This window comes from Fibrobacter sp. (assembly GCA_024399065.1).
Taxonomy (GTDB): domain Bacteria; phylum Fibrobacterota; class Fibrobacteria; order Fibrobacterales; family Fibrobacteraceae; genus Fibrobacter.
The window spans coordinates 30,690-54,541 of the sequence record JAKSIB010000017.1 but is presented as its reverse complement, the minus strand read 5'-3'; the positions used below and the strand labels follow the sequence as shown (position 1 = coordinate 54,541).

Sequence of the window (23,852 nt, the reverse complement as noted above, 5' to 3'; positions counted from 1 at the left end):
TTTACTTCTCGCGAATCCAAAGGGCGTTAAGAACTGCGAGGCCAGCCTTTTCCATGCGGCCGCGGAGAGCGTCGGCACGGTTAGCCAGGAAGGTGTGCAGGAGCTGCAGCGGGATAGCCACAATAAGGCCAGCTTCCGTAGTCACGAGGGCGATGGAAATACCGCCAGCCAAAAGCTTGGGGTCGGAAGTACCGTGCATGGTAATCACGTCGAAAAGTTCAATCATACCCATGACGGTACCAAGCAAGCCCAGGAGCGGAGCGGTTGCAGCAAACACAGAAACCCAAGTGAGGCCGGATTCAATCTTCGGGACCTGGGCAGAGAACTGTTCTTCCAAAGCCTTTTCTGCAGCGGCACGGCCACCGTATTCCTTGAGGAGAACGGTCTTCAAAACCTTGCCCACCAAACCGTGAGCCTTCTTCACCTGTTCGCGAGCCTTAGCCACATCGCCAGCTTCCAGAGTCTTGAGGGTGCGACGTACGCCCAAGCCGCCAAAGCCGCGGATCATAATCCAGAGGAACTTCCAGAGGACGATCAAGAGGCCGAGGCCGAAGATGGTGACGATGGGATACATCAAGATGCCACCGTTCTTGAAGAAGGTCTGGAGTTCGTCCTTCCAAGTGGTTTCCTGATGGTTAGCAAGTTCGGAGGAAAGTTCGGTACTGAGGAGAACGTCCACAGGAACCTTCACGAATGCGGAATCCTTTGCCTCGGCGAAAACCTTGGACACGTCGGTCTTGGTTTCGGGAGTGAGGTTTTCCTGCCAGCTAAAGGCACGCTTCTTTTCGCCAGCAACCGGCAGCATCAAGGCCGACGGGCGGTTGCCTGCGGAATCCATGACGGCGTTTGCCATCTGCATGGCGTAGAGACCGCCGAGGCGTAGGCGGGAACCTTCGGCAACGGCGGTACCGAATACCAGCTCCGCCTGTTCCATCTGGATTTCGCGAGTAAATTCAAGTTCGTTCTTTGCCACATTCAAGATGGACTTTGCAATACGCAGCGGGTCGTCGCGGTACAGGCCCATTTCCTTCTTGACCTTGTTCTGCACTTCCACACGTTCTGCAATCTTGAAAGGAATTCCCTGTTCCTGGAACTTAGCCAGAGTTTCCAAACGTTCCGGACCTGCGGCCAAGGACAAGTATTCGGCGCGAGCCTTTTCGGCCTGGAGCTTGACCTGGGCCAAGTCTTCACGGGCCACACGGACGTCTTCGAAAAGGCGAGCGCGTTCGCTCATGAGAGCGTCCACCTTTTCCTTGTTTTCCTGATACTTTTCGTTGAAGAGTTCACGTTCCTGGTTTGCAGTTTCGCGATCCTTCCAGCGGGCAGCCACAGCCATGTCTCGCTTCTTACGTGCTTCTTCCAAGTCAGCCTTGGCGCTGTTCAGTTCGGCACGTTTCTTGACGGCGTCGATGGATTCACCACCCTGCTGGGCAAGGGCGGGAACAGAGCAAAGTGCGAAGAGTAATGCTACGATTGCCACGCCTCTTCGAGGCTCGCAATGACATTTCGTACCTCGAGCCTGGAGCCTGGAGCCTCGAACCTGGGGCCTGGAGCCTCGAACCTGGAGTCTATTCATTACTTGGCCTCCTTAGGAAGTGCCACCGGGATGGTGACGAGCTTGGGGGCAGTCTTTCCTTCGGCAACCTTCATCACGTCCTTGAGGGCAGTACGCATGGCCAGGTCATCGGAAACGTTCTTCCAAACGTAGCCACCGTTTTCGGTGCGGTTCAGCCAAAGTACGTCGTTACCGTCGTTGCTAACAAAGATGGCGGCAACAGCGCCATAGCGCATAAAGGTACCTGCGACGCTGCGTGCATCCACCTGCAAGAAGCCTTTCCAAACTTCGGTGGTGTAACCCAGGCGAATACGGTCGTAGAAAATTTCAAGAGTGCGGTTCAAACCGTCGTCGGCTTCGATCAAGCCCTTGGAGAGCTGGTTTGCAATTTCCTTTACGCTGTTCACCACTTCCTCATTACGGTACGGGAAATCGGATTCGAACACAGGAGCCAAGGAATCGATAACCTTTGCCAAGGAAGTGCCGTACTTTGCCTTGCGGTTTTCAAAGTACTTGATGGTGCCGGTGGTCTTCTGACGTGCGTCGGCAAGATTCTTGACTTCCACCTTCAGAGAGTCAATTTCTGCCTTCAGCGTCTTGTTCTGCTGAGCCAAAGCCTGGACCTTCTTGCGGCCCACTTCCACGAATTCTGCGTGGCGCTTCTTTTCGGCATCATGTAAGGATTTTTCTCGAGCGGTTTCAGCTTCTACCGCCTTGATCTGGCGACGGATGCTTTCCACCGTTTCTTGTGCACCCGCATAGACGCAGGTAAGGCACAAGCATAGACACAGCTTGGAAAGGAAAGAAAACTTCATAACCTAAAAATACAAAGAACCCCCGCACAAAATGCAGGGATTCTTTAAAATTTCCGCAAATTTACGGGGTGAACCCCCTTGCGTCCTTATTTACCCTTGGAGTCCTTGAGGTATTGCGGGGTAATCTTTGCGCCCTTCTTCTTCAATTCCTTGATCAAGCGGGTGTAACCTTCGTTGGTTGCCCAGTCGAGAACAGAGTAGCCCTGACCACACTTAGCGTTGACATCCACACCCTTGCTGATGAGGAACATCATAGCATCGTAGTTACCATTCTTGACGGTCCAGTGGATCGGGAGGTAACCGTCAGCGCTACGGGTTTCGAGAGAAGCACCTGCGTTAGCGAGGATTTCAAGCATGTCAACCTTGCCTGCCTTAGCAGCCAAGAGAACTGCAGTACCGAGGGACTGCGGGTCAACGCCTTCCTTCTTGAGCTGTTCGAGGAGGCGAACAACAACTTCCTTATTGCCCATCATGACAGCGTTGTCGATGACAGCTTCGCCGTTACCGTTGCGGACATCGGCCTTTGCACCGTGGTCGAAGAGGTAGTTGAGAACCATGAGGTTGCCCTTGTTTGCAGCAATTGCAACAGCGTTGTTGCCATTGTCAGCCGGCTGGTCAATTTCGAAAGAAGCCTGGAGGAACAAAGTCATCTTGGCGGTATCGCTATTGACAGCGAAGGAAACAAACTGGTTCGGGGTGAAAGCGATCTGCTGCTTGGTGAGGTACTTACGAACGGAAGACGGATCGTTGGGATCCATAGTGTCGTTACAAGCGGTCATAGATGCCATCAAACCAGCGGCACAGAGTGCCAAAAGCATTTTCTTCATGGTATAAACTCCAATTTTCAAACTTTATGGACTAAAACTACACAATTTTTTGAATTTTTTCACGAAAAAAAACAATTTACACAAAATTATTTAAATTTATTCACATGAAAAAACAGATTTTTGTAACATTGGCCCTCGCCGCCGCCACCCTGGCCTTCGGTGCCAAGGTCAAAGTCATTACCGACACCTCCATGTCCGGAGACAACCGCAACGACATGGAATACACCGACCGCGGCTCCTTCGGCCCCTACATCGAATTTTCCAAGATCAGCATGGACAACGTCAACTACAGTTACAAGGTCCATGAGCACAAGCACGACATTTCTATCGGAAACACCTACATCTACGGTGCCACCGGCTCCCTCCCCCTCAAGGAATGGTTCGACATCTTCCTCGTGGTGGGTTACCAGCATATTGGTGTGAGCCATAAGCCCCAGAACGAAGCTGCAGCCTACGCCGACCTTGATTATTACGCCAACTACTATGACGAAGAAGATATGCCTATCGACTCCGCCACCCTCAAGGGCCGCCACAACATTCACACGGCATTGTTCCAGTTCGGCGCAGACCTTTCCTTCCCCATCTACACCAACTACAACTACCAGTTGATGATCAAGCCCTACGCATTCGCTGGTGTTATCGTGGGTAAGACCTTCTTCTCCGACAAGACCAAGTTCCTTTCCCCAGTGGCATACGGTTATGCCTACGGTGCTGGCGTCCGTTGCGCATTCCACGGTCTGTTCGCCTCAGCAGGTGTCCGCAGTTCTCACGAATACTTCCACACCTACTTCGAACGTAGACTTTCTTCCACGAAGGATGGCGACGAATTCATGCTTGACTTCGACACCTACTTCCAGCCCTTCCTTACGGTGGGTATTACGCTGTTCTAATTTTACTTGTTGATTTTCAACTTGTCGCCCATTTTGATCTTGGTGTCGTTCAAGTTGTTCCATTTGACGATTTCTTCAATCGTGACCTTGTATTGGCGAGAGATGTCCCATAGGCTTTCGCCTTTTTGTACCGTGTGGATACGGCCTTCGCCAGAATTTGCACTGGAATTCGAGGAGGTTGCGGCGGAGGCTGCAGGGGCTTCACCAGCGACTTTCAGCTTTTGACCAATATCGATGTTGGTGTTGGTTCCCATGTTGTTCAGAGCCTGGATCTTAGCCACGGTAGTGCCGTACTTACGGGCGATGGCGCTCAGGTTGTCACCAGCCTTAACGGTATAGATAGAAGTCTTTTCGTTGCTTGCCTTGGAAGACTTTGCAGGCTTTTCCTGCTTCTTTTCTGCTGCGGCGGTTTTTGCAGGAGCCTTGGCGGCAGGCTTACGAACAAACTGCGGAATCACCAGGGAGTCGCCTACGGTGAGGCGGTTCTTGTACCCTTGGTTCGCCTGAATCAGGAGCAACACAGGAACATCATAAGCCTTAGCGATTTCGCTATAGGAATCGCCAGCCTTGACCACATAGCGTTCACCCTTGGCAAGTTTCGGACGTTCCACGGGAGCCTTGGACGCAGCATCCGTGACGGACTTTGATTCCGGACTAGGCTTCAGTTCCGGCTTGGAAACGTAGATTGTGTCACCTTCATTAACAAAGGACGTGACATCCATGGAATTCCAGATGCGGAGGCTTTCCTGGGAAACACCAAACCTGCGGGCGATGGAAGCCATGTTGTCGCCGTTCCTTACAACATAGGTGCGAACCTTTTCAGGCTTGCGGGGTGCGGAATTCTTGGACTTGGGCTTGGGAGTGACCTTGATAGGAATAAGCAGAGTCTGACCGGCGCGAATGCGGGTGGTCTTCATGTCGTTTGCCTGCTGAAGCTCGGAGACGCGGATGTCGTACTGCTTTGCAATGACACCGAGGTTTTCACCCTTGCGGACCTTGTGGTGGTGCCAGCTGGAGAAGGTGTTCTTTTCCATCTTGTCGTAGCCGTCCACAAATCTTTCGCGGGTACCCACCGGCAAACGGAGCAAATAGGAATCCCTGTTAGGCGGAGTACACCACTTCACCAGTTCCATGTTCAATGCGCGTAGGGTATCTTCCTTGACGCGGAGGAGCTTAGCCACTTCTTCCAACGGGAAGGAATCGAACACCGTTACCGTATCGAATTCCGGGCGGTACTGCCTGCCCACAGTCATTTCGTACTGTTCCGGGAAATGACCAATGACCATGGCGGCCAAAATACGGGGCACATAGCGCATGGTTTCCTTGGGAAGTTCCAAATCCCAGTAGGTCACGGCAAGGCTGGAATCGCGGGTGGAGTCTTCCTTCATTTCGCGGACAAGGCGGCGGACGCGGCCTTCGCCACAGTTGTAGGCGGCCATAGCCAAAAGCCAGTCGTTGAACTCGTCGTGAAGGCGGCTCAAGTACTTGACGGCAGCATCGGTTGCAAGTTCCGGATTGCGGCGCATGTCTACCCAGTAGTCCACATCAACACCGTAACGCTTGCCAGTTTCAGGAATAAACTGCCACATGCCGGAAGCCTTGGCGCGGCTGTAGGCCTTCAGTTTGAAACCCGATTCCACCAAGGCCAGGTAAATCAAGTCGCGAGGCATCTTGGCTTCTTCAAGCTTTGCATACACCATGGAGTCGTAGGCGGTCTTACGATTCAGGGAGCCTTCCATAAAGGAGCGTGCAGAACCTGTCATATAGAAGATTTCCTGCATCACGCGTTCGTTGAATTCCACCGGCAGGGAGAACTGGGAAACGTCCAAGGTATCCAGGAAACTTTCAATGACCTGCAGGGAGGCGCTGTCAGCGGCATTTTCGTCCAGGTTTTCCACACCTTCGTTGGAGACTTCGTTACGGACGAAATTTTCGGTACTACCCTCAACCTCGGTCTTCAAGTTGGGATAAACTTCGTCCATGGCGCTAACGATGCGTTCCGGCATCTGCTTGTGGTACAAAGAATCTTCCGCAGAAGAAAAACCTGTATGAGTGGTATCGTTCCTTTCTGCAACCAACTGACGCAAGGATTCATCTAAGTAGCGCCTTGCAAGTTGCCATTCCTGGTTATCCATAGCCTGCAGGGCATACTGGTAATAGGTCCAGGACTGTCGTGCTGCCAGGGAATCGGATACCTTTTCCTGCAGGGCGACTTCGGAATAGGAGGTAGTATCGGAAACTTGAACGGGAATAGACGTTGCCTCGGCAGACACCGTTTTGGTTTCTACAGCGGGTTTGTTCGATGCACAGCCAGCGAGAACCATCGCGGCAGCCAAGAACACCGTACACTTCAACTGTTTCACCAATCCCATCACTATGCCAATTTCATCATGCCGTACAAAAGCACACCGCACATCACCAAGGAAGCCACCATCTGTAAAATAATGACAACACGATTGACTCGGTATCCCTTCTGGGCCTTTCTATGCCAGCTAGGCAGTTCTTGATTTGAATAACTCTTTTTCACTTTGGTGGACAAATATACTAAATTTCTTGAGCGCTTAAATGAAGAAGTCTCTTATCATACTCACAAGCCTTGCATCCGCAGCCTTTGCCCAGGTCGGCATCGGTCGTTCGGCATCGGGTGTCCATGTACCATCTGCAGCAACAATGGAGCAGGGCACCTTGTTTATTTCAGGTAGCTTCGAAATGGTTACCGACAGCAAGTCCATGAGTATGGAAGGCTACTACATCAATGGTGATGGCGACAAGATTGAAATCGACGAAAATACATCTTCCAACGATGAATCCGTCTTCTTCAGTTTCAGCGTGTTGGACAACCTCGAACTGAATATCCGCCTCCCCTTCCATTACGACAGCAAGGTCCAAGGATCTACATCAAATAGTTTCGGGTTTGGCGATCTGCAGCTAGGCGCCAAGGGTTCCATTCCCATCAACGACTCCTGGATTTTCGGAGCCAGCACCGAGTTGTACATTCCTACAGGCACACCTGTGGCAGGTTTCCGCCCCAGACATCGTTGGTTCCGCCATTCCAGTGGAGACGCCTACGCCTACACGGCTAAAAATTTCGGCATCGCAGGCTACGCTCACGCCACCATCAACTTCGGCACCTCGGAACTTAGCTCCTACGTAGGTATCTTGAAAGTCATCAGCAATACCGAAAGCGATATTTTGTGGGGTGTGGGTCTCACCATCCTTCCCGAAAAGATTTTGTCCGTCATCCTTGAAATTTCCGGTGAAACTCCGATGCACAGTAGCTACATCGCCCAGAATGTCCTGTCCAGCCCCTTCAGGTTTACTCCGGCGCTACGCATGCACTTGCCCAAGGACTTCACCATCACCATTTCTGGCGATGTGGGCCTCAACTATTTCAGAGGTCAAAATCCCGACGACGGACTTTCCATCAACTTGTTGTCCAGCAAAAACACAGTCAAGTATAACGCCCTTGGTTCCCCGAACCTTGGAATCGGCGTAACCTTAAGCAAGAGCATCAATATGAGTTGGGTGGATTCCGACGGCGACGGAGTCATCAACAGAGAAGACATGTGCCCCAACACCAACCACGGTATGACCGTAAACTCCCGTGGCTGCCCTGTGGACGAAGATGAAGACGGCGTGTTGAACATCGTGGACCTTTGCCCGGGAACCCTCCTCGGACTTGAAGTGGATTTCAACGGATGCCCTATCGACGCGGATAAGGACGGCGTTTTCGACTACCAGGATAAGTGCCTTGGAACACCGGAAGGCTTTGCCGTTGATGCCAAGGGTTGTACTTTGGACACCGACGGAGACGGCATTGACGACAACAACGACAAGTGCCCTGGTACTCCCGAAGGCGAGCCTGTAGATGAAACCGGCTGCCCTCTAGATGAAGACCACGACGGTATCGTAAATAACATGGATAAGTGCCCTGGCACCCCCGAAGGCATATCCATCAACACCGAAGGCTGCCCCCTGGATTATGACAAGGACGGCGTTCCCGACGATCTGGACAAGTGCCCCAACAGCGTGGAAGGCGAACCTGTGAATAGCGACGGTTGTCCTCTGGATACGGACAACGACGGCGTTCCCGACATTAAGGACAAGTGTCCGGAAACCATTCCCGGAGTCATGGTAGACGAAAACGGTTGCCGCGTAGACAAAGACAACGACGGCATTTTCGATGACGAAGACAAATGTCCTAACACTCCAGCAGGCGCACCTATCGACAGCCTCGGCTGCCCCATCGATTCTGACGGCGACGGCATTGCAGACTGGATTGACCAATGCCCAGGCTCCTTCAAGAAGGTCGTCGTAGACAACAAGGGCTGTCCTATGAACGACCGCTTGAATTTCAACGCCATCGCAAGGCGCATCAAGTTCAAGAAGGACACCACCTTCCTGAATTCCAGCTACACCGCATTGAATGACATCGTGGCAAACATGCGCCAGTACCCTATCGCTCTGGAAATCCAGTGCGCCGCACCGCAAAAGTCTCTTGCCGATGACCGCGCCAAGGCAATTTACGACTACCTGGAATACAAGGGCATCAGCGAAGAACGCTTGAAGTACGAAGGCTTCGAAAAGAAACTTCCCAAGGCCATTTCCAACAGAAACGACGAATCCAACGGTGTTCGATTGACTCCGTTCACCTTGCAGGAATAAAGTTTTTTCTAAATTGCACAACCTAAAGTTGAACAATACAGTTCGCACAAACTAAAAGGATTTTTTATGAAGATTGCAGACAAGACCGTAGTCCTCATGCACTACACCCTCACCTCCGACGAAGGCCAGGTCATCGACTCTTCTGCAGGCCGCGACCCCCTCCAGTACATCCAGGGCATGCACATGATCGTCCCGGGCCTCGAAAAGGCAATGGTCGACCACGAAGTGGGCGACAAGTTTGACGTGAAGGTTATTCCGTCCGAAGGCTACGGCGAATACGACGAACGCATGACTCAGGAAGTTCCCCTCACTGTTTTCCAGGGTGTGGACAAGGTTGAAGCAGGCATGCAGTTCTACGCACAGACTCCGGCAGGCCCCATGCCCATCCGCATCAAGTCCGTTTCCGGCGACAAGGCTGTGATCGACGCTAACCACGAATTGGCAGGCAAGAACCTCAACTTCGCCATTGAAGTTGTTGAAGTTCGCGAAGCAACCGCAGAAGACCTGGCTCCGTTCCAGCAGCATCAGTGCAAGTGCGGCAAGGGCGAAGGCGAATGCTGCGGCGGCAAGGACGGCGAATGCGAATGCGGCGGCGAAGGCGACTGCAAGTGCGGTGGCGAAGGTGAATGCAAGTGCAAGGATAAGTAATCCTTTAAAGCCCAAGGCTATTTAAGAACGTCGGCGAAATGCCGGCGTTTTTTTTATGCAAACAAAAAACCTCGGTTTTCACCGAGGCTTTTTTTACAAAACATTATCCGATCTTATTCGTACTGCGGAAGAGTCCAGACAGTAGGCATCAGAGGTTCAGCCTTGTCGTTATGGTCAATTTCAAAGCCAACCTTGGGATCCAATTCACCAACGTAACCCTTGACCACCTGGGTGCAAGTCTTGGTGTCACGGCAAGCAGTGGCATGGAGGAACAGCATGTCACCATAGACATCCCACAAGCCTCTCTTGGACTGTACCAAAGAACCGCCCTTGACAGCAGACATGTCGAATTCCTTGCTGGACTTCAATTCGAAGGTCCATTCATAGTCGCCTTCGGTTGCTTCCCATTCGTTGACCAAATCCTTGGCGGTAACGGCAGTGTATTCGAGAGCAGACTTATCGCAATCAAGCTTTGTGTTGTAGAAGCTGAGATTGTAGGTTTCCGGCTCAACCCAGAAGGTCGTCATGGAATTCACCTGGCCATCGAAGAACTTCGGGAGCATCATCAAATGGCTACGCTGAATATCGTAATAACCTGCGGACCAAGATTCAACCTTGTCACCGGACTTGACTTCAACATGGTAACGGCCTTCATAGAAGGAATATTCTTCTGTCTTGTCACCATTCTTGCAAGAAAGCTTGACGTTCTTCAGGTCTTCACCCTTGGACAGTCTCTTATCGCTCAACTTGACCGTTGCTGAGCCTACGTTCTTATAGGTCTTTCCACCATCCATGGAGAACTGCACAACATCGTCATCAACAACAAAGTTAATCTTGAGGCCATCATCAAGCAAGGCCTTCATGGAGTCGGCTGTGGTAGAGCCGGAAACGCCAGTGAAAGCGGCAACGTTCTTATTGACGTTCAGAACGCCATCGCTAAAGTCGGAAGCTACGGCAATCCATGCGGTATCGGGAATCCAAAGGGAGAACAGACCCTGCTTTGTACCGGTAGCCATGTAAACCGTGGTTCCGAACATTTCACCAAGGGACATGTTCTTTTCAAGGTCTTCCAAAGTTGCAGCACGTGCGCCTTCGGGGACTTCAACCTTTTCAGAAGAGGAAGAGGCCGGCTGGTCGCCCTTTACAGAAGAAGAGGAGGACGGCTTGCTGTCGGATGAATTCTTGCTATCAGAGGAATTCTTACTGTCGGAAGAGGAACCCTTCTTGGAAGAAGAGGACTTTCCGTCATCCTTGGAAATACTGCTAGAGCTAACGTCCTTATCGCCATGTTCAATATTTTCGCTCTTTGTAGGACCGTCGTCACCACAAGCGGCAAGAGCCAAGGAAACCATGGCTGCCGCAGCAATATACCTTACGCCATAAAACGCATTATGAAAGCTAATCTTCATAAAACACCTCTTTATTTACCCTCAATATACAAGTTTTTTGAGATAAAGCAACCGCGCTATTCCAAAGGAGCGCCTGGTTGGTAGCCTAAATCACGGAAAGCTGCATCTATTGACGGATTTGCGTCGTAAAGGAAGCCTGCCAGGGCCTGTTCCGCTGTTACGGGTCTACCGCCGATCCAGCTTTTAAGAACCGCAAGCTTGCGGGAAATCCACCAGGGTACGGGAACCATCACGTGGTGCATCTTGTTTTCGCGCAGGACCGCCTTGGCCATTTCCGCCATGGTCATAGATTGTGATCCGGCCAAGGCGTAGGTCTTGCCCGCGGCATGTTCGGAAAGGCCTGCTGCAGCAATTCCCTGCACCAGATCCACGCTGCGAACGGGGCGCTTGAGGCTCTTTCCGCCACCAGGCATGAAATAAACCGGGAAACGCTTGACGTAGTTAGCGAACATCTTGAACTCGATGCCGCCGCCATCGCCAATCACAAGGGTGGGACGAACTATGGTCCACTGGAGGCCATGCTTCTCCCCCGCTTCCTTCACGATGGATTCGCCCTTCAGTTTACTCTGGCCGTACTCCGTAAGCACCGGGTAGGTCACGGAAATGCTGGAAACATAAAGCAGGCGCTTTACGCCTGCAGCGATGGCGGCATCAACCACATTACGGGTACCGCCGGCATTGATTCTGTCAAAAGAACCTTTCTTGGTAGAAAGAAGAATGGCAGCCAGATGGTAGACCAAGTCTACCCCTTCAAAGGCGTCCTTCAGTGTCTCAGGCTTTGTAACGTCGCCATAGAACACCTGGACTTCCTTCGGCAAAGCATTCACCAGAGTATCGCCCGGAAGCGTAAGAACGCGCACACACACACCGCGTTGCAAAAGCTCCCGACACAGCGCCTTCCCTACGACGCCGGCACCTCCAGTCACCAAAGCAAGCATTGCTAGGCTTCCAGCAAATACTGGATATCCTGAACCTTTTGCATAAGGCTTTCGTCTTTATCCATTTGCTTTTTGATGGACTGAATGGCGGCGATAACTGTGGCGTAATCGCGATTGAACATTGCTCCAACGTTCTGCAGAGATTCCGTAGTCATTTCGCGGCAGAGGTACATGGCAACCTTGCGGGGCAGAGAAGCCTTGGCATCCTGACGCTTGCTAGCGAGAACAACCATGTCTACACCGAATTCAGCTGCAACCACTTCGGAAATGCTCTTGGGAGTAATTTCGCCAGTGCTGGAAGATTCGTTGGAACTCAGCAGGCGCTTGACAGTCTGCAAGTCAAGATTCTGCTGGCAGAGATCGTTCATTGCACCGAGAGTCACCAGGAGGCCTTCCAGAACACGGAAGTTCTGGCGGGGCGGAATGGAGAGGAAGCGGCAGATTTCTTCACGGTCACGGTCCACGAAAGGAATCTTTTCGGACTTCTGCTGAATCAAACGCATTCTGGTATTGAGATCCGGTTCGTCCAGACCCACAGCCACGCAGGAATCCAGCGGAGCCAGCAACTTGGAGGAAATGCAGGGAACGCCTGCGCTCACCTTGGACTTGAAATCAGCTTCGTCTACAGCACGGGTAAACTTGGACGGATGACGGTCGCAGGAAATCACCACCTGCTTGCCGTGATCACGGAGATGACGGATGAGGATGGCCAAACGTTCCTGGGTAGTAATACCGCGTTCAATAAGCTGAACATCGTCCAGCAAAAGAATATCGCAGTTCTCGTACTTGTCCTGGAAAGCCTGGGCAAGTTCACGGACATTACCGGTCTTGAACTTGAGAGCCTTGGCCATGGCGGTAGCGTCACGCAGGAAATCGTAGGCGTGGCAGTAGACCACGTTGGTCTGGGGCTTGCTCTTCTGCATGCGGGCAGCAATAGCCTGCAGCAAATGAGTCTTGCCCAAGCCGGAATTGCCGTACACGAACAGCGGATTCAAGGAAGGATCGCCAGGATTTTCGGCAACGGACTTGCAAGCTCTAAGGGCAGTGGAATTACAGTCACCCTCAATGAACTTTTCAAAAGTATAGCCGGCGTACAGCTTAAGCCTGGGCTTTGCAGCAACCTTAGCCTTGGGCTTCACGCGGGCAACAGCCGGAAGCGCAGGGGCAACAGGCGCAGAAAGCTTCATTTCAGGAATTTCAGACTGCGCCGTCTGGCGAATCTTGTAATCCTTGAATTCAGAACCAAAGACAGAAGCAAAGGACTTGCGCAAAATAGCGCCATAATGGGAATTTACCCAGTTCTGACGCAATTCATCAGGAACAGTAAGCAAGGCGTAGCCGTCGCAAAAACCTTCGAACCCTACCGCATCAAGAATGGTAAGGCCAAAATAGTCGTTACATTCGGCACGTACGAGTGACAACACCGACTCCCACGGTGAAGTTACTACATCTAATAAAGAAACCGTATTCGACACGAACACCCAGATAGTAGAAATGAGAAAAAAGACAATGCAAAAGTTAAGTAAAGCCCCCCGAAAGAGGCTCCTTTTTTTGAAAAAACTTTTTAATTGGGGATTTTGGGCCAAAAACGGCAAATATTTTTTATTCCCATTTTGTGTCCCTAACTATACAGTTACTCACTTGTTTAATCACGATAGAACCAAACAAGCATCCCTATGAATTCCACAACTTATCAACGGAAAAATTTTGAACCATGGGTTGACAAAAAATTGGGTAATTTTTTTGACGTCACAAAACTTGCGAAAATCTTATAAACAAAAAAAATCGCCCTTTTTAGGCGAATTTAAGCACTTTTTTATATAAGTCGTTGAAAATCAATTAGTTACAGCTTTGTTTGTTTTTCCTGGAGTTCACCCAGCTTTTGCTCAAGTTTTTCGTCCAGCATTTTCTCGATTTCGGGAAGGAGGCGTTCCTTGATGCGGTCCAGGTAAAGGCACTGGAGCTGAATCATGCGGCTGCGATGACGGCTAGCGTTTTCCTGGATCCAGCGGCTCACCGCCATCTGACGGTCCTGCATCTTTTCCTGGAGAGTCTGCTTGATATAAGTGGTCTGAACCGCCATGTAGCGCTGCATGTTGAACGGAAGCTTGTAGGTGCGGATGAACTGCTTCAGAATCTCCAGCAAGGAAAGGTTCTGGGGCGTACGATCCTGAATGAACTTCCTCAAATCTTCGAGGTGATTCTCGAAGAACGGAATGATAGCTTCATCATCAATCTGATAAAGCTCTAGCTCACTCTGTTTCTTTGTAGCTTCGTCGGCTGCCATAGTTCAAAATTAAGTAAAAACTACGGATTTTGGGCATTTTTCCTTACAAAAAAGCCAAATTCAGCACTTTGTGTGTTTATTGTAATATTTTTGGATAAGAAAACACGGCCTTCGGTACCCGGATTCAGTCTATCCACTGCACTACCGCGGAAATCATTCATCGATACAACGTCACACGGTGTCATACCTTCAGGAAGCATCAATTCCAGGGAATCGTCCATGGTGAAGGGATTTTTCACGTTCACGCGGAAGGAATGGGAGGCTTCGTCGTAGTCCAGAATCTGGGCTGCAACGCAACCGCCTTCGGCAGCGGTGTGGGTAGATTCGTAGTTCTGCGGAAGCGGGCCCTTCATGAAGCCGGACATAAATCCGCGACCGTCCAGGAAGGAAAGGGATCGGCGGCTTTCTTCGGGAATGGACATTTCCTCACCTGCGGCAGCCTGAGCCATGCAGGCGTCAATAGCCATGCGGTAAGTGTGGACCACCTGGCTCAGATAGTAGACGGACTTGGTGCGGCCTTCAATCTTGAAGGATTCCAACTTCGCCTTCAGCAATTCCGGAATTACTTCCAAGGCACAGAGGTCGCGGCTACTCATGAAGTAGGTTCCCCAAGTGTCTTCGTCAAGAGCGATGGGATCCAGTTCCGGACGGTCGGTACGCTGCAAGGTGAAGTTACCCTCGTGTTCCTTGTAGTCTTCCACCTGAGGTCCTTCGTTGGCGTACAGGCGGTACGGCATACGGCAGGAGTTGTCGCAGGCGCCCTGGTTTGCATCGCGGTGGGTCACCCAGTTGGAAAGCATGCAGCGGCCAGACATGGACATGCAGACTGCACCATGTACAAACACTTCCAGTTCCAGGCCCGGGTTACGTTCCTTGATTTCAAGAACTTCAGGCAGACGCAGTTCGCGGCTGAGGATAACGCGGGTGCAGCCCAGGTCGTGCCAGAACTTTGCCGTCAAAAAGTTTGTGGTATTAGCTTGTACAGAAACGTGAACTTCGACGTTGGGGCGCACCTGACGGAGCCAGCCGATAACACCGGCGTCAGCAACGATCAACGCATCCGGACCCAGGTCGATTGCTTCAAGCAGAGCCTTCTGGAAAGCTTCAACCTTGGTATTACGGGCAATCACGTTACTGGTGAGATAGAACTTTTTACCCAACTTGTGGGCATAGGCAATGCCTTCGGCAAGGTCATTCAAGTTCTTGAAACCGTTTTCGCGGGCACGGAGTGAGAAAGCCGGCTGACCTGCATAAACGGCATCGGCGCCATATGCAAAGGCATACTTCATTCGGGTCAGATCACCAGCGGGAGCGAGAAGTTCAGGTTTGTACATAATTAGGCTCGAGGTTCGAGGTTTGAGGTTCGAGGAACAAGGTTTCCTAGTTACCACTTAAATCCGGCACGGACATAAACCTTCTTGTCGTCAAAGAAGGTGAACTCGCCCATATAGCTGACATACTGACCTTCATAACTGATAGAAGGCGTCAAGGAATACTGCATCTTGGCATCCTTGATAAATTCCTTGGGAAGGTTCATATGGTTGGAAGAAGGTGTGGTATCGTTGACCGCGCTACCATAATCTGCTCCCTTCCACAGCCAAGTGTTACGGACTGCAGCAAAAATGTGCTTATCCAAGCGTGCATACAAAGTCCAGTCGATGGTCTGGCTATTGGGGCCATTCTGATTTCCAAGGGGACGGCCAAGATGTGCCAGCTGGGCGGTATTGGGATGGAAGTGGGAATACACATAAGGTTCGATTCTTGCGTATTCCGCAATGGTACCGGTTTCCAACAGATGTCCCTTGATTTCAAAATCATGGGCTGCCTGCAAGCCAGCCATCCAAGCCCACTTGGCTTCGATGTTATCGTTCTTGATCAAGCTGACCGGACTTTCCATATCATCCAGCAGGAATTCCGTGTAGATACGAACCGTCTGGAACAAGCGATAGTTGAAGTCCAGGGACAAGGATCCATTATTGGTACGTTCGCTGTAGTTGCCCTTTTCCATAAAGAGCGGAGCCGTGGGCACAAAAAGCCAAGGCTTGAATTCATCATACAGGACCTGCAACTCGCTAATGCCGAAAGTTGCATCACCCACAGCCAATTCGTAACGGTGACCAAAGAGATTTCTGTCAGCCTTGTTCTTGATGCTCATGCTGTTGGAATCGATGCGCAAATCCCCGTAGAAGGAAAGCACATGCAACGGACCAAAGGTCAAATCCAGGGACAGCATGTTGTAAGGGAGAGCGAACTGGTTCAAGGTCAGGTTGTTGTAGTAACCCGGACCCCAGTGCATGACATCGCGGCCAAAGTCCAGTCGAGCCCAATTGTAGTTAACGGCAAAGTGGGTACGATAACGGGCAAAACTTGTGTATTCCACGCCGGAATTATTTTCGCCCTTCTGGAATTCAATAAATTCTCCATCAAAGGACTTGGGATGGCTTGCGGAATGACCTTCGTTATAAATGCGTGCATCCAAAACGAAATCCACAGAATCGGCAAAGCCACGAATGTAGATACCGCCATCGATGCTGGGCCAAATAGTATCCTTCAAGGATTCTCCCCCACGGTAATCCATACCGCCCACAAGGGAAACTGCGAGAGCAATCTTGGGCACATTGGTCAAGGTGTCTGCAACACGGCCGTTGACATAGCCGCCATAGACATTGTCATAACCAAGCAGGGCATTATTTTCAGACTTGAGGAAATTCTTGCGGAACGTAGTATCACGACGCGGGTAAGCAAAGAACTGGCGACCATTATTCGTCGTAACACGATGCATTTCAAAAAGCATCGGGGAAGTTTCAAGAAGGCGTAGGTTACGGACGTTTTCCGGTCCCAGGACAGGAGAAGCGGCAAACGCAACAGTCGCAAATACGGCGACAAAAAGACCCAATACGGGCTTTAAAATCTGAATTTTCATAATGTTTGATTTTTCAAGAATCTGTTTTCACAAAAATAACTTTTTTTCAAAAAGAGTTTCAAGGAAATGCCCTAGAGCAAAGGTTTTTGGGCAAATTTGTTCCACCTTGCATAACAACACATTTTTTACACACTTCGATTCAAAAAAAAAACGTGGATAAAACCTTTCCAACTATATCCCGTCTAATTAATTTCAAAAAACAAGAGTGTTTTATTAGGTGTAAAAAGGGAAAAATAATGAACTTTAAGAATATAAAGGTTACACGCACAAGTGTAACAGCTTTAGTATCCTTGTCCTTCGGGCTTTTGGCAGCATGTTCCGACGAAGGCAATCCTTCCTCCCCCGAAATTTCTGAAATTGAAAATCAAAATCCTGCAATTGGTCCTGGCGATCCGAACATAGGAAATCCAGGTCTGGACATCAGTTCCAGCAGCGTAGCAGGAATTTCCGGCCCAGGTATTCTCGGCCCCGGTGCTGCCTCCTCTAGTTCTACAGGCATTTTGACTCCCGAGTCTAGCAGCGCAGGCATTGTCCCGCCCAACGGTGGCAACAGCGTCGGCACAATTACCCCGGAAGATGAAGAACACGTTTCCAACGGAAACAATCCTGTCATTACCTATTCTACCGCAGGCGCTAGCGTTGCAAGTGACAACGGTTGCGTTACCGTAAACGGCGGCGAAGTCTTGATCAAGTGCGCCGGCGACTACGACTTTAGCGGAAGCTACAAGGGTGCAGATGCACAAATCCGCGTTTACTCCCCCAAGGCTGATTCTGGCGTTTATCTGAACCTCCGCGGTCTCACGTTGGAAAATACCGCCGACGCCCCCATCTACGTTCAGATGGCAAGCAAGACTTTCGTGGTTGCTAAAAGTGAAACCGTCAACACCCTAAGCGACGGAAGCACCCGCACCAAGACACACACCTACGTCAACAGCAGCGGCGTTACCAAGACAGACACCACAAACGCAGCCATCTACTCCAAGGACGATATGACCTTCAAGGGAACCGGCACCTTGAACGTCACCGGCAACTACAATAACGGCATCCAGAGCTCCAACGATCTCCGCTTCCGCGGCGAAACCATCATCAATGTCACCGCCAAGAACAACGGCATCAAGGGCAAGGGACTCGTAGATGTTGAAAAAGGCAACATCACCATCACAGCCACTTCCGGCGACGGCATCAAGAGTGACGAATGCACCGTCAACGGAAGCGATACCACTATTACCGAAGGCAAGGGCATCGTAAGCATCAAGGGCGGCTCCATCAACATTATCAAGGCCGGTGATGACGGCATTCAGGCCTTCAACTATGTGATGATTTCCGATAGTGTCTCGGTTCCTTCCATCAAGGTGAATTCCATGGGCAAAGGCATCGTTTCCGAGAACCGCGTCTACATCAACGGCGGCGAAAACACGGTGACTTCCGGCGACGACGGAGTACACAGCAATCTGAATATCGACTTCAACGGCGGATTTACAACGATTACCGCAAAGGGAAATGACGGTGTCCATGCGGATTCCACCCTCCGCATTAACGACGGCACTGTCTACGTGAAGGACTCCTACGAAGGTCTTGAGGCCTGGTACATCACCATCAGCGGTGGCGTAACAGACGTCTACGCCTCTGACGACGGCTGGAATGCAGCAGGAGGAAACGACGGTTCCGGCAACAGCACGCAGACTGGCGGCAACAACTGGGGCAATCGTCCCGGTGGATTCGGCGGAGGCATGGGCGGCATGGGCGGCATGGGCAGTTCCAGCGGACACCTTACTGTAACCGGTGGCGTACACTACGTAAAGACAGGTTCCGGTGATACCGACGGCATCGACTCCAACGGCGAACTGACCATTTCCGGCGGCGTTGTGGTGGTGGAATGCCAGATCAGCGGTGGCATGGGCGGTTCCTTCGACTCTGACGGCACAGCAACACTCACCACAAAGACACTTCTCGGCTTCAGCAAAAGTAAGTCCGAGGCGGGCACCAGCTACAACGTAAGCTTTAACACCAATAGCTACTACGGTAATTCCAACATCGCTTTCAAGCCCACTACTTCCGGTAGCTACATCCAAGGCACCAGCCAGGTTTCCACCGTAAGCAATGTCAACAGCTACGCCAACAGCTACACATTCCCCAGCGGAGTCTCTGTGTACTACAACAACTAGGCTGAAAAAAAATCTTTCATCGATCCTCCTAACCCCAACAAAAAAAGGTTCCCCGATTCGTCGGGGAGCCTTTTTCAATGCTTTGAAATTTTCAAGTCGACGCAGGCAAAGGTTTAACACCAACCCGCCAGCGAAAAGAAAATTACATCCAGCTACGTTCAGAGGTGCCGGAAATACCGCGAACCTTAAGGTCGAAGTCATCCGGATTGGTAGCTGCGTTCATGGCAGTTTCCAAGGTAATCTGATCGGTCTGGTAAAGTTCCAACAGAGCCTGGTCAAAGGTCTGAGAACCGTACTGCATGTGGCCTTCAGCAACAGCCTGTTCCACCATGTCGATCTTGTCCTTGTCCTGGATGTATTCCTTGATAGCACCTGTGTTCACCAGGATTTCTGCGGCAGGAACACGACCTGCGCCATCCTTGGTTGGAAGCAAGCGGAGGGAAATAATGCCAGCCAGAACTTCAGCCAACAGCAGACGAATTTCTTCGTGCTGGTGCGGCGGGTACATGGAAAGCACACGGTGAATAGTTTCGGTAGCGTTGGTGGTATGGATGGTTGCGAACACCATATGGCCGGTATCGGCAGCAGTCATGGCGATCTGCATGGTTTCCAAGTCACGAATTTCACCCACCAGCAAAACGTCCGGATCCTGACGGAGAGCGGCGCGCAAAGCGTTTGCATAGGACAAGGTATCCACGCCAATTTCACGCTGGGAAATAATGGCCTTGTTATCCTTGTACAAATATTCGATCGGGTCTTCAACGGTAATGATGTTCACCGATTCCTGCTGGTTGATGTAATCCAGCATGGAAGCCAAAGTGGTGGACTTACCAGAACCAGTTGTACCTGTAACGAGAACGAGACCGCGGCGAGTCAAGGCCAGCTTGCGGATAACATCCGGCAAGTGCAATTCTTCGAAAGCGGGAATCTTTGCCTTAATATGACGGATAACGATAGCGATGGTTCCGCGCTGACGGAAAACGTTCACACGGAAACGACCCATGTCGCGAGCGCCCACAGCAAAGTCGCATTCCTTATTTTGTTCAAAACGCAGTTTCTGGTCGCGGTTCATGATATCGTCCAGGAAGGAGTCCATCATGGAAGCGTCAATACGAACAGGAATCGGACGTTCCAAGGAACCGTTGATACGGTAAACCGGCGGAACACCAATACGGAGATGCAAGTCGGAAGCCTTGCGATTAACCATTTCGCGAAGGAGCTGTTCGATGCGGAGAGTCTGCGGAGCCTGCTGTTCAGCCATTATGCGTTACCTCCAAACTTGGTGCGATAAATCTTTTCGATTTCATCGAGACGTGCTGCAATTTCAGCGTTGTCCGGTTCCTTCTGTGCAAGGTCTGCATAAATGTCGAGAGCCTTACCATAGAGACCCTGATCGAAATAGATTTCTGCCAAGGTGCGGGTGTTCAGGCTTTCGTCCAATTCGTGTGCGCCACGGTCAAGAGGAGCATCCGGATTGTTGATGAGGCTTGCGGAAACTTCGTCGTCGGAATCACCAGACATCAGGAAATCAACGCCCTTGTTGGAGGGCATGGATTCTTCAAGAGAATCATCTTCCATATCGAAGAGGCCCTTGAATGCGCCAGAGACTTCTGTTTCCAAGGAGTTCAATTCGCCGGGAGTTGCCTTGGGTGCGGCAGGCTTTTCTGCACCAAAGTCCAGACTGTCGTCACCACCGAAAAGGGAATCAAAAGACTTGTCCAGGTCGGACTTAGCTTCGTCGCTACCAACTGTTGCAGCAATTTCTTCAACTGCGGCACCGGTAGATTCAGAATCCTTTACTGCAGAGGCCTTGCTATCCGGCAAGTCAAGATCATCATCATTGCCGAACATGGAAGCGAATGCACCACCCATTTCCTGGGCAAGGTCTTCAGTTGCAGGCTGAGCTTCAGCAGAAGGCATTTCCAATTCAGATTCTGCGGAGTCCACCTTTTCAGCCAAGGTTCTATCGTCAACAGGTTCAGCGACAGGTTCCGCTGCGTTTTCAGCAGGCAGGTCGTCTTCGTCACCGAAGATAGAGGAGAAGGCACTATCCACTTCAAACTTTTCTTCGACAGGAGCTTCTTCGGAAGCGGCTTCTTCTGCGGCAGCAGGAGCGTCGTCCAAGACGAAATCCATGGGAGAAGCGATCATCGGATCTGCAGGAGTTTCAACTTCAGCCACCGGTTCTTCGAGTGCTACAGGTTCGGCAATCTTTTCTTCCGGCAAGTCGTCGTCGTCACCGAAGATGCTACCGAAGGCATCTGCAACTTCAGACTTTTCTTCTGCGGGAGCGGCAACGTCTTCAACAGCCAAATCTTCAACAACCAAATCTTCAGCAGCCTTGTCATCGCCGAAGCTCAAGTTACCGAAGGAGTCTGCGGGATCGGCGGAAACTTCTTCTGCGACTTCAGCAGGCTTTTCTTCAGGAAGATCATCATCATCACCGAAGATGCTACCGAAGGCATCAGCGACTTCAGACTTTTCTTCTTCGGGAGCGAGTTCTGCAGCAAGAGCTGCGTCAACGGACCATTCTGCGGCAGGTTCTGCAGCAGGAGCTGCAACGTCTTCAACAGCCAAGTCTTCTGCCGGCTTGTCTTCATCAAGATTCAATGCGCCGAAAGAGTTCAGGAAGTCTTCTGCAGAAACTGTGGACTCTTCTGCGGCAGGTTCTGCGGTTGCAACTTCAGCGGATTCAGCAGCCGGAGTTTCAGCAGCAGGTTCATCCAGAACAAAATCATCTGTCGGCAATTCCAGAGCTTCTTCTGCAGCAGGTTCTTCGGCAGCAGGTTCTTCGGCAGGTTCAGTCAGGCCGAGAGCTTCAGATGCTGCAGCGAAAGACTTTTCGAAGATGTCTGCACCAGCGGACTTTTCAAACAAACCGCTACCGAACACAGCTTCGGCAGAAGAAGTTTCTGCAGGCTTTTCTTCGGGAAGTTCATCCTCACCGAAGATGCTGTCAAAAGCATTGTCCACGGTTGTAGGCTTGTCTTCTGCAGACTTTTCGAACAGACCACCACCGAAGGAGTCTTCTTCAATTTCTTCTGCGGCAGGTTCTGCTGCTTCAACAGGTTCTGCAGCAGGAGTCGGAGACCATTCGCCAACTGTTTCAGCGGCGGGTTCCGGAGACCATTCGCCAGCTGCCGGCTGAGGCTTTTCTTCGGGAAGTTCGTCTTCACCAAAGATGCTATCGAAAGCGTTGTCCACGGTAGTGGGCTTGTCTTCATCCAAAGCGGAAGCTGCGGTAGCAACTTCTTCAGCGGGTTCTTCCACTGCCGGTTCAGGCTTTGCAGTATTCTGCGGCAATTCTTCAGGAAGTTCATCCTCACCGAAAATGCTATTGAAGGCATTGTCCACGCTCATGGGCTTGTCTTCTGCAGCAGGCTTGCCAAAGATGCTGGATGCGTTAGCTTCCGCCTCTTCGTCAAGAACAACCTGCTGGGCTGGTGCGGCCGGAGCGTCATCAGCTTCAAGGTCGTCATCCAAACCGAACATATCTGCCAAGGCGGAGTTCACATCATTTCCGGAGATGTTTTCATCCACCGGGAATTCTTCAACGGCAGCAGGTTCACCAGCTTCGATGGACTGCATTACGGATTCCAAGGAAGCGGAAAGGTCTTCCACAGCGGAATCATCTGCGGCATCGCCATTGGGAAGCATAGCGGCCAAAGCTGCAAACGGATCATCTTCTTCGGCAGGAGCTTCTTCTTCGTTAAGATCGAAGCCTCCAAAGGGAGATGCAGCGGGGGCCGGTTCATCAAGGGAAACACCAGCTTCGGCAGGTGCGTTAAGGGATTCTTCAGGACCGTCGTCCAGAGACAGGTCAAAGGAATCATTGGACTTTTCAAAGGGAGATGCTGCAGGAGCTTCAGCAGGTGCTGCATCGGATGCGGCAGCACCAGCTTCCACACTCTTGTCGAACATACCTTCGGATTCGCTCAGGTTGAAGTCCAGGGACTCTTCATCACCACCCGGCATATTGAATGCGTCTTCGGCAAGACCGCCCATGGCAGCACTGAGAGCAGCATCCGGAATAACATCGTATTCATCCTTCCAGAAGTTGTTCAGCGGGTCCATGTCGTGGTAGCGACGGTAGCAGAGGTTACGTTCTGCAACATTGCCCAACTTGTCGTAGGCGTCGCCCATAATCTTCTGGGCTGCCAGGTTGAACGGATCCTTCACAAGAATCTTGTCGCACTGCTGCACGCAGCCATCGAAGTCTTCCTTCTGGAAGAGAATCTTGGCTCGGACAATCATGGCGGCAATATCGTTGGAATAAAGGGTCAATCCCCCATCGATACGATTAAGTGCGGTATCCAGATCTCCGGAGGCGCGTTCCAAATCAGCAAGCCAAGCGAAAATCTTGGAATTGCTGTTTTTCTTGCCTACGGACTTTTTAAGAGTTTCCAATGTGACCATAATAAATCACCTCTATTAGAGCAGAATAGCTTCGTCAGCCAAAAGGACAGGAATTCCTTCGCGAACAGGATAGACTCTAGAACCATCGTCCGTTTCCAAAGCTTCGGTCAAGGATTCAGAAATAGATTCACCAGCAACATTTTTAAGAGAACCTGCAGCAATAGCACTGTTCAGTGCGGCCAAACGTTCTGCAGAAGCCATCTTAAGAGCACCCCTGGTTTCGGGGCAGCAAAGAATATCCAAAAGTTTAGAGTCTAACATAAGTCCCTTTATAGCATATACTTATGTAAAAGATAACTCTATTTTTGAAAGAA

General features: G+C 51.0%; 18 protein-coding genes. 4 read left to right on the top strand and 14 right to left on the bottom strand.

Annotated features, from left to right (window positions below):
- Nucleotide 1: 1 nt before the first annotated feature.
- The 3 genes from MJZ25_09850 to MJZ25_09840 all read right to left on the bottom strand — a co-directional run bounded on the left by MJZ25_09850 (nucleotide 2) and on the right by MJZ25_09840 (nucleotide 3,197).
- Nucleotides 2-1,576 carry a MotA/TolQ/ExbB proton channel family protein gene (locus tag MJZ25_09850; protein MCQ2124473.1) on the bottom strand — a complete coding sequence of 525 codons (1,575 nt, stop codon included), beginning with the start codon at nucleotides 1,574-1,576 and terminating at the stop codon, nucleotides 2-4.
- Nucleotides 1,576-2,370, bottom strand: coding sequence for a DUF3450 domain-containing protein (locus tag MJZ25_09845; GenBank protein ID MCQ2124472.1), 795 nt, complete (start codon nucleotides 2,368-2,370; stop codon nucleotides 1,576-1,578). Before MJZ25_09845 ends, MJZ25_09850 begins: the two co-directional genes overlap by 1 nt.
- Before the next feature lie 86 nt (nucleotides 2,371-2,456).
- Nucleotides 2,457-3,197 (bottom strand): ankyrin repeat domain-containing protein, encoded by a 741-nt coding sequence (locus MJZ25_09840; GenBank protein MCQ2124471.1) that lies wholly within the window; start codon nucleotides 3,195-3,197, stop codon nucleotides 2,457-2,459.
- A gap of 104 nt (nucleotides 3,198-3,301) precedes the next feature.
- Here MJZ25_09840 and MJZ25_09835 point away from each other — a divergent pair, with 104 nt between their 5' ends.
- A complete protein-coding gene (locus tag MJZ25_09835) occupies nucleotides 3,302-4,087 on the top strand; it encodes a hypothetical protein (GenBank protein ID MCQ2124470.1) in 786 nt (261 codons plus the stop codon).
- Nucleotides 4,088-4,089: 2 nt separating this feature from the next.
- Here MJZ25_09835 and MJZ25_09830 read toward each other — a convergent pair whose 3' ends face one another.
- The gene (locus MJZ25_09830) at nucleotides 4,090-6,459 is read right to left on the bottom strand and encodes a LysM peptidoglycan-binding domain-containing protein (GenBank protein ID MCQ2124469.1); all 2,370 of its coding nucleotides are present in this window, start codon (nucleotides 6,457-6,459) and stop codon (nucleotides 4,090-4,092) included.
- Between the two features lie 2 nt (nucleotides 6,460-6,461).
- Nucleotides 6,462-6,614 (bottom strand): hypothetical protein, encoded by a 153-nt coding sequence (locus tag MJZ25_09825; protein MCQ2124468.1) that lies wholly within the window; start codon nucleotides 6,612-6,614, stop codon nucleotides 6,462-6,464.
- 38 nt (nucleotides 6,615-6,652) lie between these two features.
- Between MJZ25_09825 and MJZ25_09820 the strand changes: the two genes are divergently transcribed.
- Nucleotides 6,653-8,752, top strand: a complete 2,100-nt coding sequence (locus MJZ25_09820) for a thrombospondin type 3 repeat-containing protein (protein ID MCQ2124467.1) — start codon at nucleotides 6,653-6,655, stop codon at nucleotides 8,750-8,752.
- Between the two features lie 66 nt (nucleotides 8,753-8,818).
- On the top strand, nucleotides 8,819-9,400 hold the full coding sequence (locus MJZ25_09815) for a peptidylprolyl isomerase (protein ID MCQ2124466.1): 582 nt from the start codon (nucleotides 8,819-8,821) through the stop codon (nucleotides 9,398-9,400).
- A 113-nt stretch (nucleotides 9,401-9,513) separates the two neighbouring features.
- Here MJZ25_09815 and MJZ25_09810 read toward each other — a convergent pair whose 3' ends face one another.
- The 6 genes from MJZ25_09810 to MJZ25_09785 form a co-directional block, all read right to left on the bottom strand.
- Nucleotides 9,514-10,809: a hypothetical protein gene (locus MJZ25_09810; protein ID MCQ2124465.1), complete on the bottom strand. Its 1,296-nt coding sequence runs from the start codon at nucleotides 10,807-10,809 to the stop codon at nucleotides 9,514-9,516.
- Nucleotides 10,810-10,865: 56 nt separating this feature from the next.
- Nucleotides 10,866-11,747, bottom strand: coding sequence for an NAD-dependent epimerase/dehydratase family protein (locus tag MJZ25_09805; GenBank protein ID MCQ2124464.1), 882 nt, complete (start codon nucleotides 11,745-11,747; stop codon nucleotides 10,866-10,868).
- Nucleotides 11,748-11,749: 2 nt separating this feature from the next.
- A complete protein-coding gene (locus MJZ25_09800) occupies nucleotides 11,750-13,171 on the bottom strand; it encodes a DnaA/Hda family protein (protein ID MCQ2124463.1) in 1,422 nt (473 codons plus the stop codon).
- Between the two features lie 419 nt (nucleotides 13,172-13,590).
- A complete protein-coding gene (locus tag MJZ25_09795) occupies nucleotides 13,591-14,034 on the bottom strand; it encodes a hypothetical protein (protein ID MCQ2124462.1) in 444 nt (147 codons plus the stop codon).
- Between the two features lie 20 nt (nucleotides 14,035-14,054).
- Nucleotides 14,055-15,368: a U32 family peptidase gene (locus MJZ25_09790; GenBank protein ID MCQ2124461.1), complete on the bottom strand. Its 1,314-nt coding sequence runs from the start codon at nucleotides 15,366-15,368 to the stop codon at nucleotides 14,055-14,057.
- A 50-nt stretch (nucleotides 15,369-15,418) separates the two neighbouring features.
- Nucleotides 15,419-16,957, bottom strand: coding sequence for a hypothetical protein (locus tag MJZ25_09785; GenBank protein ID MCQ2124460.1), 1,539 nt, complete (start codon nucleotides 16,955-16,957; stop codon nucleotides 15,419-15,421).
- Between the two features lie 236 nt (nucleotides 16,958-17,193).
- On the opposite strand from MJZ25_09785, the gene MJZ25_09780 reads away from it, so the two are divergent.
- A complete protein-coding gene (locus MJZ25_09780; protein ID MCQ2124459.1) occupies nucleotides 17,194-19,122 on the top strand; it encodes a carbohydrate-binding domain-containing protein in 1,929 nt (642 codons plus the stop codon).
- Between the two features lie 142 nt (nucleotides 19,123-19,264).
- On the opposite strand, the gene MJZ25_09775 is transcribed toward MJZ25_09780, so the two are convergent.
- From MJZ25_09775 to MJZ25_09765, 3 genes are read right to left on the bottom strand one after another with little or no spacing between them, the layout of a single operon-like run.
- On the bottom strand, nucleotides 19,265-20,383 hold the full coding sequence (locus tag MJZ25_09775; protein ID MCQ2124458.1) for a type IV pilus twitching motility protein PilT: 1,119 nt from the start codon (nucleotides 20,381-20,383) through the stop codon (nucleotides 19,265-19,267).
- The gene (locus tag MJZ25_09770; GenBank protein MCQ2124457.1) at nucleotides 20,383-23,538 is read right to left on the bottom strand and encodes a hypothetical protein; all 3,156 of its coding nucleotides are present in this window, start codon (nucleotides 23,536-23,538) and stop codon (nucleotides 20,383-20,385) included. Before MJZ25_09770 ends, MJZ25_09775 begins: the two co-directional genes overlap by 1 nt.
- Nucleotides 23,539-23,553: 15 nt before the next feature.
- The gene (locus MJZ25_09765; protein ID MCQ2124456.1) at nucleotides 23,554-23,799 is read right to left on the bottom strand and encodes a hypothetical protein; all 246 of its coding nucleotides are present in this window, start codon (nucleotides 23,797-23,799) and stop codon (nucleotides 23,554-23,556) included.
- Nucleotides 23,800-23,852: the final 53 nt, after the last annotated feature.